This is a genomic window from Clostridium sp. CM028, assembly GCF_030585565.1.
In the GTDB taxonomy this organism is placed as follows: Bacteria; Bacillota; Clostridia; order Clostridiales; family Clostridiaceae; genus Clostridium_AD; species Clostridium_AD estertheticum_B.
This window is the reverse complement of sequence record NZ_CP077766.1, coordinates 439919-452362: the sequence shown is the minus strand read 5'-3', so window position 1 is coordinate 452362 and position 12444 is coordinate 439919. Positions and strand designations below refer to the sequence as shown.

Sequence of the window (12444 nt, the reverse complement as noted above, 5' to 3'; positions counted from 1 at the left end):
TTTAAATTTGTATTTATTGTAGTTTTTGTATTTTATCTAAAAACTATTCGTTTAAATTAATTTTTTCACCAGTAACTAGATAAATTGTCCATTCACATATGTTTGTTGTATGGTCAGCAATTCTTTCTAGCCACTTACAAATGAATATAAATTGAGTAGCTTGATTTACTGTATTTTGATCTTTAATCATTAATTGTAGTAGTTCTCTAAATACTTCCTTATATATAGTATCTACCTCATCATCCCTTTTGCAAACTGCATAAGCCTTTTTAACATCTCCTGCCACATAGGCATCCAAGGCATCTCTTATCATAAGCACTACTATTTCAGCCATTTTAGGTATACTTACTAGTTGCTTTACATACTTTTCATCTTTTAATCTTAATGTGATTTTAGCAACATCAACGGCATAATCAGCCATTCTCTCAAGGTCCGTTACTATTTTTGTCATAGTGAAAATATTTCTTAAATCTATTGCTAAAGGCTGCTGCATAGCGATTAATTTTATTGCTTTATCTTCTATTTCTCGCTCCATTTCATCAACTATGTCATCATTCTTCATTATTTTTTTAGCTTTTTCGGTGTTTTGAGTAACTAAGGCATCGATGCAGTCATAAATTTGTTTTTCTACTATGCTTCCCATTCTAATTAAATCATTATGAAGCTCTTGAAGATTCGCTTCAAATACTTTTCTTGCCATTAAATCACCTTCCTTATTATATTTTAGCCAAATCTTCCTGTAATATAATCCTCTGTTCTTTTATCTCGAGGTTTGTAAAAAATCTCCTCTGTTTTTCCATTCTCAATGATTTCTCCATTTAAGAAAAATGCTGTATAATCAGAAATCCTACCTGCTTGCTGCATATTATGCGTAACAATTATAACTGTATACTTTTTTTTGAGAACATCCATTAATTCTTCAACCTTTAAAGTTGAAATAGGGTCTAATGCTGAAGTTGGTTCATCCATCAGTAAAACCTCAGGTTCTACTGCCAAAGTTCTAGCTATGCATAAACGTTGCTGTTGTCCACCAGATAATCCTAGCGCACTCTTTTTAAGCCTATCTTTTACTTCATTCCAAAGTGCAGCTCCCTTTAAACTATTCTCTACAACTTCATCAAGTTGTTTCTTATTAGTTAGACCATGAATTCTGGGTCCATAAGCCACATTATCGTATATTGACATAGGGAAAGGATTAGGCTTTTGGAATACCATTCCTATTTTCTTTCTTAAATCTATAACATCATAATCTGGATTGTATATATTTTTATTTTCGTATAATACTTCTCCATCTATTTTAACAGAATCTATTAAATCATTCATTCTGTTTATAGTACGTAAAAATGTCGATTTACCACAACCTGATGGTCCTATAAGTGCAGTAACAGAATTTTTTTCTATATTAATGTTTACATTTTTCAGTGCTTGAACGTTGCCATAATATAGATTTAGATTCTTTGCTATAACAATTCCCATATTATACCCTCCTTATTTACTTCCTGTATGAGATTCATACAATTTTTTCCCAATTACCCTTGCAGATACATTAAATATAAGCACTGCAATTATTAAAACTGCTGAAGCTCCATTTGCTATCTTAGTAGCATCAGGTACCATCCCTTCAGAATTCAACTTCCATATATATACAGATAAGGTTTCAGCGGGCCTTAATAAACTATAAGCTGAAGCTTTACTAGTTAAACTTAAATTAGTAAAATTCAAAGTTGGTGCACTCATACCTGCAGTATATAGTAATGCCGCTGCTTCTCCAAATATTCTTCCCGCTGCCAGTATAACACCCGTTAGAATTTGAGGCATTGCAGATGGCAATATAACATTTTTAATAGTCTGCCATCTAGTTGCACCTAATCCTAAGCTTGCTTCTTTAACACCAGACGAAGCGGCTTTAATAGCATTTTCACTAACTCTAGTAAGTCCAGGTAAATTTATTATAGTTATAGCTAATGCTCCAGCAATAAGAGAATATCCCCATCCTGTCATATTAACAAACACTAAAAGTCCAAATAGACCAACTACTATAGACGGTAGAGATGCCATAGTCTCAATACTCAATCTAATAATATTTAATAGCTTGCCTTCTTTTGCGTACTCAGCTAAATATATTCCAGCCCCTACACCTAGTGGCACTGTGATTATAAGTGTTACTACAAGCAGATGTAACGAATTATATAATTGACGTCCAATCCCTCCACCGGCTTCACCAATTTGGGGTTCTCCAAATATAAATTTTAAATTTAATGATTGCCTTCCATTATATAGTATATATCCTATGAGGCTTACGAGTAAAAGAATTACTAAAGCAGAAATTATATATAAAACTATGGTTGCTATTTTATCTTTAACTTTAGAACTCATTATACCTCACCTCTTCTTCCAAGTTTTCTAATTATAAGTATAAATACAAAGGATATTACTAGTAATAATAATGCCATTGACCATAACGCATCATTCCAAGCTGTACCATAGATTGTATTTGCCATATCCATAGTAAGTATGCTTGTTAATGTAGATGTGGTTCCGAGTAACCCCTTAGGGAATGCTACTGAGTTTCCTATAACCATTTGCACTGCTAATGCTTCTCCAAATGCTCTTGAAACTCCGAGTACTATACCTGTTAATATTCCACTTTTAGATGCAGGAATAATCACCTTAATTATAGTTTGCCATCTAGTTGCTCCAAGTCCATAAGATGCCTCTATATAATCTTTGGGTATGGTTTTTATAGCATCAGACGCAATACTTGTGATTGTTGGCAAAATCATTACGCTTATAACTAATACTCCTGCGAGTAAACTAAAACCAATTCCTCCGAACCAAAGCTTAATAATAGGCACTAAAACACTTACACCTATCCAACCATAAACAACTGAAGGTATTCCCACAAATAACTCTATGGCAGGTTGAAGAACTTTTGTGCCAAGTTTTGGTGATACTACATTCATAAACACTGCTAAAGCTACCCCTATCGGTGCACTTACTAGCACTGCAAGGAAAGACACTGCTGAAGACCCAAGAATAAATATCAAAGTTCCAAATTGAGGAGATAAAGATTCTCCCCCCACCTCTGGATTCCACTCTCCAGAGAATATAAAATGAAATATTGAGTATCCGTGCTTTATAAAGGTATTTAATCCTTTAGTCGTTAGGAAAAATATGATTGAAAAAGTAAGAATAACTATAACAGCACCACAAAATGTTGCAAATCCACGTCCTAAATATTCATTCTTTAGTTTTAAAAATATTTTTTTCATAGCATTTTTTTTCATATCATTGTACCTCAAAAAAATTATTTTAACGATATTCCAGAAGGAAAGTCCCCCTACCTTCTATAATTGTGGACTTACTACCCTAACAAAAATGAAACTTCGGCGAGGTTATAAATCTCCTTCTGAAGTCGTTAATATTGTAGAACCGAAAGTGATAATTTAATGCAAAATAAGACCGGTTTTACCCAGCATTTAGAGAATATTAATCTCTTTTAGCCTTCATATCTGCCATTGGAATATACCCTAATTTTGTTATCCCTGCCTTCATTTCATCACTTACCATATAATCCAAGTATGCTTTTGTTATTCCTGTAGGTTCACCTTTGGTATACATATGTTCATATGCCCAAATTTTATATTTATCTGTGCTTATGTTCTCTGCATTTGCAGAAACACCATTAATTTTCAGTACGGTTAAACCCTCTTTATTAGCCTCATCAGCGAAGTATGATAATGCTAAGTAACTTATTGCCCCATCTGTTTGTTTAACTGCTTGTTTAACAGCTCCGCTCGAATCTTGAGTTAAACCAGCGACTTCTTCCTTTTTATCCAGACCAAATTCTTTAAATGTTACTCTAGTTCCTGAAGATTTTGGTCTATTTATAACAGTGATTTTCATGTCAGCTCCGCCAACTTCTTTCCAGTTTTTTATCTTACCTGTAAATATATCTATTAATTGAGCCTTTGTTAAAGATTCAACTTTAGATTTTTGATTTGTTACTGCTGCAATTCCTATAACACATACCTTATTGTCTTTTAATTTAGTTGCGTCAATTCCTTCTTTATCTTTTGCATAAATATCTGAATTTCCTATTTCTACACTACCTTCTAATACTAATTTAAGTCCAGTACCACTACCGCCACCTTGAACATTTACAGTTGCTCCTGGGTTTTTATCTAAAAAACTCTTAGCACCTAATTCAGCTAAAGGCTGAAGTGATGTTGATCCTGCTGCTGTTATTGTACCTGATAACTCATTTTTTTTAGTCTCAGTTTTAGGTGCAGTTTTACTTGAACAACCCGTGGAAATTCCTGCTGTCATTGCAACTGCTAGTGCAGCGACCATTAATTTTAAGTTTTTTCTTTTCATTGATAATTCCCCCGTTCATTTATTTAGATTGTTTTATTAGCTACTCATTACACTTATAATATTATACCCCGAAAGTTAACTTTGTATTAAGGCAAAGTTAACTAAAGTTTAGCTAATGTTAATTAAACTTTACAATGATAAAAATAAAGCTATCACGTTAATAACGCGATAGCTTTATTTTTATTTAGCGTACGGAATTTCAACTATAAATTTACTGCCTGATCCTAGCTGACTTTCCACATATATTTTTCCATTTAATTTAAGTACTATATGCTTAACAATAGCAAGTCCTAATCCAGTGCCACCTTTTGATCTTAAACGAGCCTTATCCACTCTGTAAAATCTCTCAAATATACGTGGAATTTGTTCTTTGTCTATTCCAACCCCAGTGTCCTTAACCCATAGCATGCATCTATCATCCTTGCTCTCCATTCCAATGCAAACACTATCTCCAGTTTCTGAGTAGTTTATTGCATTATCTACTAAGTTAATTAACATTTGTTTAAACCTATCAGCGTCACCTATCACTTCTTTTACATTTCGCTGATCAACCTTTAACTTGATTCCTTTTAATTCTGCTATGTTTTTCATTAAGTTGTAGACATTTTCTACAATTTTATTAATATTAATTTTTTCATTTTTAACTTCCTTTTGTTGTTCTATATGTGAAAGTGTTAAAATATCTGTACTTAATCTAGTTAATCTTTCAGCTTCTTCATTGATTATATTTAAAAATTTTTCCTTTGTGTCAGCATCATCAACATATTTTAGAGTTTCTGCAAACCCTTTAATAGAGGTTAAAGGCGTTTTAAGCTCATGAGAAACATTAGCAACAAATTGTGTTCTCATATTTTCCAATTTTTTCACTTCTGTAATATCTTGAACAACTGCCACAGTGCCTATATGTTCGCTTCTGTTAATTATATCTGTAGTTTTTATTCTAAGTTCTCTTTCTTGTGGCCAAACTATCTTTATTTCCTTATAATCATTATCACTTTGGTGGAAGATATTTTCTAATTCAAAATCCCTTATATTATCCAGAAGATTCTGCCCTATAATATCTTTAGTGATTCCAAATGTTTTTTTAGCATATGGATTAATCATTATCACTTTATTTTTTCTATCTACAGCAATGACTCCACTATCCATACTTTGCAAAATAGCCTCAAGCCTGTTTTGCTTATCGGTAACTTCATTCAATGTAGACTCTAGTTTATCCGCCATCTCATTAAAATTCTTAGCTAGTTGTCCTATTTCACCATCTGATAATACTCTAGCTCTTCTATGAAATTCGCCCTTACTAATTCTTGAAGTAATAAAAATCAAGTCGGTAATTGGTTTTACTATAATATATGATAGTTTTAGAGAAAACCAAATTGACATTATTGCTGAAAAAATTATGGCTAAGATGTAAAGCTTAAAATATTTACTGCCTAATCCATTTACAATTTCAAGAGGCATAGAACTTCTAATAATAAACCCATCACCAAAAGTGGTTGCAAAATACATCATATTCCGATCAGTAGATTTACTATATCTCACTGTAAATCCACTGCCGCTTTTTCTTGCGTCTTTTATTTCTTGCCTATCATTATGATCATCCATAGTTTCCCCGCTTATATTTGAATCATAAATAACTTTACCATTTTTATCAACATAGGTAACTCTTAGCTGCGAACTTTCTAAGTTCTCCATAAAAAATTTCTGAGGGTCTCTTAAATTATTACTTTGCAATAATCTAATAATCATATTGTTATTAATTTGAAGCTTCCCTTTTAGATTTTGCTGATATTCATAATTAAAAATAGACGTGAATAATGCAGTTACTACCACAAATATAAAAATCACAGTGCTTAACAAATATATAAGTAATTTTTTTTTCATAATTACTCTCCAAAATTAAATCTATATCCTATGCCCCTAATAGTCTGGATATACATTGGATTTTTATCATCTTCTTCAATTTTTTGCCTTAAATGTCTTATGTGAACGTCAACAGTTCTTGTTTCTCCTAAGTATTCATAACCCCATATTTTATCTAATAAAAAGTCTCTAGTCATAACTCTTCCTTTATTCTTTATCAAAATTTCCAATAGTTCGAATTCCTTTAATGTCAAATCAATTTTGATTTCACCTTTAATAACCTCGTGCTTACCAAAATCAATAGTCAAATTTCCAACACTAAAAGACTTTTCAGCTACTTGCATATTGGTTCTTCTAAGCATGGCTTTGATTCTTGCTACTAGCTCCCTTACTGAGAATGGCTTTGTAATATAATCGTCTGCCCCTAACTCTAGCCCTATTATTTTATCTATTTCTTCTGCTTTTGCTGTTATCATTATTATTGACATATTTGACATAGATGAATCTTTTCTAATTTCCTTACAAACATCTAGGCCATCCATTCCAGGTAACATTAAATCTAGTAACATCAATTGCGGCAATTGTTCTTTAGCAAGTTTTATAGCATCTATACCATTATTAGCACACATAACTTTATAACCATTCTTCTCCAAATTAAATTTAATTAACTCTTGTATATGTTCCTCATCATCAACCACTAATATTTTTTCTTCAGCCATGTTAATCCCTCCATATTTCAGCGTTAGTTTATTGTTTTAAATAAACAATAATACATTTTCTTTTGTTTATTATTACTAGCCTTAATATTACTCTAAATATCCTCACTAGTAAACTGTTCTATTACTTACCTGATAGTTTCATATCATCAGCCTCTAATATATTTAGCTGCTACGCCATAATTTTCTCGTAGTTTTTCAAAAAAAAAATTATAAAAAAAATGCCTAAGGGCATTTTCATTCCTTAGACATTAATTTCCTTATCTCTTCCATGAATGTATTAATATCTTTGAATTGCCTATAAACTGAAGCAAACCTCACATAAGATACCTCATCTACATTTTTTAATATGCTCATAATGATTTCTCCTATATAATCTGATTTCACTTCTGTAAGCATTTCATTGTTTAACTGTTTTTCTACTTCATCACAAATAGCTTCTATTTGTTTTCTTGACACCGGCCTCTTTTGGCATGCCTTCATAAGGCCATTTAATATTTTCGTTCTGTCAAAATATTCTCTATTAGAATCCTTCTTTATTACTAAAATAGGTACATCTTCCACTTTTTCATATGTAGTATATCTCTTAAAACAACTTAGGCACTCTCTTCTTCTTCTAGTTGCAATATTCTCATCTGTTGATCTAGAATCAACTACTTTACTTTCTTCACAGCTGCAATATGGACATTTCAATGGCCTTCACGTCCTTTTCATAGTATAGTTAGCAAATATACTAACATTATACACTTTTTCCTATTCGTTTTCTATATTTACATCACTACCATCTACAAGAATAACATCTACCCCAATTTTCTTTACTTTTTCCCAAGGTATCTCAACACTATTATTTTTATTGAACCAAGATGACTTTTGGGTTGGCATTAGGATTGAAATAATTCTATAGTCTTCACAATCAACTTTTAAATCTTTGATATATCCCATTTTTGAGCCTGAACTTATATCTATAATTTCCATCTGTCTTAAATTATTTATTGCAAACATTAAACTTTCCATTTTGTTCACCCCCAATAAGTTTTCATAAACCCTTTTTTTAAACCAGCTAGTCACTACTCTAGTCTATTTTTAGAGGCCTAGCACTTTATATTATTTATATTCATAAGTTATTAAAAATATTATTTATAATTAGAACATTTCTTTATTTGTTTCATTTTGCTTAATATTTAATCTTCAAATAATAACTTTTAAAATCGGTTTCTAAAATAAAATTATAAAAAGGGTCCTACTTGCGGCCCCTATACCATTTTATTTATTTCTTTTTGTAATCTTTTTATTATTCTTTTTTCAAGCCTTGAGATATAAGATTGTGATATTCCAAGTATATCAGCCACTTCTTTTTGTGTTTTTTCTATGGTTCCATTTAAGCCAAATCTTAATTGAACAATTTCTTTTTCTCTTGAATTTAAACGTTGCATAGCAAGCCAAAGCAATTGTTTATCTACATCTTCTTCAATAATATTATAAACCACATCGTTGTCCGTTCCAATAATGTCTGAGAGCAGCAATTCATTACCGTCCCAATCAACATTTAGAGGCTCATAAAGAGAAATTTCTGTTTTAATTTTACTATTTCGCCTAAGATACATTAAAATTTCATTCTCTATACATCTTGAAGCATATGTAGCTAGCTTAATGTTCTTTTCAGGATCAAAAGTATTAACTGCTTTTATAAGCCCTATGGTTCCTACAGAAATTAAATCTTCAACATTTAAGCCTGTATTCTCAAACTTCCTTGCTATATATACTACCAGTCTTAAATTTCTTTCAATTAAGGTAGCTCTCACCTGCTTATCACCTGTATCTAATTTAACTACTAACTCATACTCTTCATCCTTAGTTAAAGGAGGTGGCAATGCATCGTTCCCTCCTATATAAAACAAATTGTTTGAAAATATTTTGAATTTAGCAAATAACTTGTTTAACATCACTTTAAAATTGAACATAATTTCCTCCCCATCTATATTATTAGCACATAGCGATCATTTCCTATTAAATCATCTAACTGAGTATCCCTCTAGACATAAGAGCGTTATAGTCATTATCTTTGCTTAATTTATACTCACAAAATGCTATAATTACATCTCTTGTTTCAACATTCTTTTTATCAATATGAATATTAATATACTGTGGTTTAAACCCTATAAGCCTTCCATTAGTGCCATTCACTACATTATAAGGAATAAAGTAAGTGTTGTTTCTTTCTAACAAAATTTCGCTTAAAATATCCCGTTCAACAATTAATACTGGTAAGTTGGTAGCAGGTTCACGAAGCTCATTTCCAGTATCTAAAAATGCCTTAATAGTTTTTTTATAGCTTTTATTTATTATATCAACAGTGTATATAAGTGTTGATATTTTTTTTCTATCTCCAATAAAAATCATGATCCTGTATATCAATATATAAATTATCATTACTGAAAGCATTAATTTTTCGTAAGGAAAATTTATTATGATTATATCAAATGACATATTTTTACTATTGTTCATTTGTATAAATAAACACATTCCAGCTAAAAGTATTGAATATAATATAAATATTAAAGAAGCCTTAATATTGAATAAAATGTTTTTTTCTCTAAAAACAATTAAAATCATCGCGACTGGTACTAATATTTTAAAAGGCAAATATGTCAAGTATCTAAGCTTTGGATAGACTACTGTTAATACATATAAGCTGCCTATAAAACTTGAAAGACACATCCATATAAGATTTACTCTTTTTCTTAATGTTTGAACTGTAATATGCAATATGAATAGATTAACTATAAAATTCACTAATATAAGGACATCTATATATACTATCACTTGCTCTTCCTCCTTTAAAATTATTATATAACTTATGCAATCAAAATTTTGTCATTTTTTACAATATTTTTTTATTTTTATTCTTCTATAAATCACCATTTTTTCCCATATTGTGTTAGGAAATACAAAGTAAAAAAAAGGACCATTCCTTATTAATTCACCACGTTAACTAGCCCCTCTAAAACGACTTAAGTTAACTCAGTGAATTTGCATAGAGATTATGTCCTATTAGCAATTAAAATTGCCCTAAACGCAAATAAAGTGCCAAAAGGCACTTTACTATTTATTACTTGCTTTGTCTTCTTAAAAAAGCTGGAATTTCTAAATCAGAATCTCCATACTCTTTAGTATATGCAACTTCTTCAATAGGATTAACTGGTTCTTTTACTTTAGGCTTTGGGACAGTTTTATTTTGCACAACTTTGTCACTTTCAAAACCAGTTGCAATAACTGTTATTCTTATTTCATCTTTTAGGTCTTCATCTATAACTGCACCAAATATAATATTAGCGTCTGGGTCAGCTGCACCTTGTACAATTTCCGCAGCCTCATTTATTTCAAGTAAACCTAAGTCCATTCCACCAGTAATATTTAAAAGTACACCTGTAGCACCGACTATAGAAGTTTCTAGTAACGGGCTTGAAATAGCTTGTTTTGCTGCCTCTTGAGATCTATTATCACCAGAGGCTCTACCAACACCCATATGTGCAAGACCTTTAGCAAGCATAATTGTTCTCACATCTGCAAAATCTAAATTTACAAGACCGGGTATAGTAATCAAATCAGATATACCTTGTATACCTTGTCTTAAAACATCATCTGCCATTTTGAAAGAGTCCATCAATGTAGTTTTTTTATCTACCATTGTTAATAATCTTTCATTTGGAATTGTTACTAAAGTATCAACTACTTCTTTAAGCGTTTTTATTCCGATTTCAGCATTAATCATTCTTTTTCTGCCTTCAAAAGGGAATGGTTTTGTTACAACTCCTACAGTAAGTATTCCCATGGATTTAGCGATTTCTGCAACTACAGGTGCAGCTCCAGTACCTGTACCGCCTCCCATACCTGCAGTAATAAATACCATATCCGCTCCTTTTATTGCTTGAGAAATTTCTTCTTTACTTTCTTCTGCCGCTTTCATACCTATTTCTGGATTAGCGCCTGCTCCTAGCCCCTTAGTTAACTTATCACCAATTTGAATTTTTTGAACTGCATGAGAAAGAATTAAAGCTTGTTTATCGGTATTTATCGCTATAAACTCCACGTTTTTGAGTCCCTCTATAATCATTCTGTTTATAGCATTGTTTCCTCCGCCTCCACACCCAATTACTTTAATTTGAGCAAATTCTTGAACATCAACATCAAAATCTAGCACAACACTACCTCCTCTTTAGAAAAAATCTGCAAAAAAACCTTTTATTTTTGATGCAAATCCATTTTCTACTTTTATATTTTTGTTTTTTGACCATTTGTTATCATATGAATGTTCATCTGATTCTTCAAATGAACTATTACTAGTTTTAATATTATTAACAGCTTGAAGCACTATACCTACTGCTGTAACATATATAGGGCTAGCTGCTCCTACATACTCTGGTGAACCTATTCTCACTGACTTATCGAGTATAACTTTACTGAGTTCATTAGTGCCTCTTAATAAAGCTATACCTCCACCAACTATTACTACTCCAGAAGTTTCATTATAAAATCCACTATTTACTAGGTTTCTTTTAATCAAATGTAATAACTCATCTACTCTAGCATAAATTATATCAACTAATAAATTATTATCAATTTCCATTAAATTATCATAAGAATCTTTGACTCTAATTTTCTCAACGTTTTCTCCATTTTCTTTAATTAAGCTTCCATATTTAAGCTTTAATCTTTCACCTTCGCTAAAAGGAACTTTAAGACAAACCGAGATATCGTTGGTTATGTTATCTCCACCTAATTGAATAATAGAAGTATGTTTTAATTTTCCACTCTTGTAAATAGAAATATCAATAGTTTGTGCTCCAACATCAACTAGTGCTATTCCCATGTCCTTTTCTTCTTTTCGTAATACAGCCTCTGATATAGCTGATGGTTGAAGTACTATCCCATTAACTTTAATTCCAGCTCGCTTCACACTTTTTAATAAATTACTAACTACTGTGGATTGTGCCATGACTACTTGTCCTTCAACTTCTAGCCTTATACCACTCATTCCTCTAGGGTCTTTGATATTATCATATCCATCAACAATATATTGTTCGGGCTCAACACCTACTATTTCTTTATCGGGCGGAACTGAGATGAGTTTAGCTGCCTCAATTACCCTGTCCACGTCGCTCTGCTTTATTTCTCTGTCTTCAGAAGATATCGCAATCATACCTGTATTTCTTACTAGTTCACAAATTCCTCCAGGTAAAGATATATACCCTTCATTGATTTGTGTATCTGTCATACGCTCTAATTGTGTAATACATTTTTTTATAGCTTCCGCTGTACTATCAATATCTATTACAACTGATTTATTTAAACCACTACATACAACTGATGTAATGCCTATAATCTGAAGTTTTCCATTACTACTGATTTTACCAACTGATCCACATATTTTTGATGATCCTAAATCAATCCCTACTATTTGTTCATTCATTAAGTTTATCCCCCCTCA

Annotated in this window: 13 protein-coding genes; all 13 read right to left on the bottom strand. The window is 31.4% G+C overall.

Annotated elements, in window-relative coordinates; genetic code table 11:
- Positions 1-43 precede the first annotated feature (43 nt).
- The 13 genes from phoU to ftsA all read right to left on the bottom strand — a co-directional run bounded on the left by phoU (position 44) and on the right by ftsA (position 12426).
- A complete protein-coding gene (phoU, locus tag KTC94_RS02190) occupies positions 44-700 on the bottom strand; it encodes a phosphate signaling complex protein PhoU (RefSeq protein ID WP_220286569.1) in 657 nt (218 codons plus the stop codon).
- A gap of 23 nt (positions 701-723) precedes the next feature.
- The gene (gene pstB / locus KTC94_RS02185) at positions 724-1476 is read right to left on the bottom strand and encodes a phosphate ABC transporter ATP-binding protein PstB (RefSeq protein ID WP_165413525.1); all 753 of its coding nucleotides are present in this window, start codon (positions 1474-1476) and stop codon (positions 724-726) included.
- Positions 1477-1488: 12 nt separating this feature from the next.
- Positions 1489-2376, bottom strand: coding sequence for a phosphate ABC transporter permease PstA (pstA, locus tag KTC94_RS02180; RefSeq protein ID WP_220286570.1), 888 nt, complete (start codon positions 2374-2376; stop codon positions 1489-1491).
- The gene (gene pstC, locus KTC94_RS02175; protein WP_220320204.1) at positions 2376-3287 is read right to left on the bottom strand and encodes a phosphate ABC transporter permease subunit PstC; all 912 of its coding nucleotides are present in this window, start codon (positions 3285-3287) and stop codon (positions 2376-2378) included. Before pstC ends, pstA begins: the two co-directional genes overlap by 1 nt.
- 202 nt (positions 3288-3489) lie before the next feature.
- The gene (locus tag KTC94_RS02170; protein ID WP_165413522.1) at positions 3490-4377 is read right to left on the bottom strand and encodes a phosphate ABC transporter substrate-binding protein; all 888 of its coding nucleotides are present in this window, start codon (positions 4375-4377) and stop codon (positions 3490-3492) included.
- A 180-nt stretch (positions 4378-4557) separates the two neighbouring features.
- Positions 4558-6261: a two-component system histidine kinase PnpS gene (gene pnpS / locus KTC94_RS02165; RefSeq protein ID WP_165412724.1), complete on the bottom strand. Its 1704-nt coding sequence runs from the start codon at positions 6259-6261 to the stop codon at positions 4558-4560.
- 2 nt (positions 6262-6263) lie between these two features.
- On the bottom strand, positions 6264-6959 hold the full coding sequence (locus KTC94_RS02160) for a response regulator (RefSeq protein WP_165412725.1): 696 nt from the start codon (positions 6957-6959) through the stop codon (positions 6264-6266).
- Positions 6960-7193: 234 nt separating this feature from the next.
- The gene (gene nrdR, locus KTC94_RS02155) at positions 7194-7649 is read right to left on the bottom strand and encodes a transcriptional regulator NrdR (RefSeq protein WP_165412726.1); all 456 of its coding nucleotides are present in this window, start codon (positions 7647-7649) and stop codon (positions 7194-7196) included.
- A gap of 60 nt (positions 7650-7709) precedes the next feature.
- The gene (locus KTC94_RS02150; protein WP_165412727.1) at positions 7710-7970 is read right to left on the bottom strand and encodes a YlmC/YmxH family sporulation protein; all 261 of its coding nucleotides are present in this window, start codon (positions 7968-7970) and stop codon (positions 7710-7712) included.
- A gap of 239 nt (positions 7971-8209) precedes the next feature.
- A complete protein-coding gene (gene sigE, locus KTC94_RS02145; protein ID WP_165412728.1) occupies positions 8210-8917 on the bottom strand; it encodes an RNA polymerase sporulation sigma factor SigE in 708 nt (235 codons plus the stop codon).
- 55 nt (positions 8918-8972) lie between these two features.
- A complete protein-coding gene (gene spoIIGA / locus KTC94_RS02140) occupies positions 8973-9779 on the bottom strand; it encodes a sigma-E processing peptidase SpoIIGA (RefSeq protein WP_165412729.1) in 807 nt (268 codons plus the stop codon).
- A gap of 286 nt (positions 9780-10065) precedes the next feature.
- Positions 10066-11157 carry a cell division protein FtsZ gene (gene ftsZ / locus KTC94_RS02135; RefSeq protein WP_165412730.1) on the bottom strand — a complete coding sequence of 364 codons (1092 nt, stop codon included), beginning with the start codon at positions 11155-11157 and terminating at the stop codon, positions 10066-10068.
- A 15-nt stretch (positions 11158-11172) separates the two neighbouring features.
- Positions 11173-12426 carry a cell division protein FtsA gene (gene ftsA, locus KTC94_RS02130; protein ID WP_220320205.1) on the bottom strand — a complete coding sequence of 418 codons (1254 nt, stop codon included), beginning with the start codon at positions 12424-12426 and terminating at the stop codon, positions 11173-11175.
- Between the last annotated feature and the right edge of the window lie 18 nt (positions 12427-12444).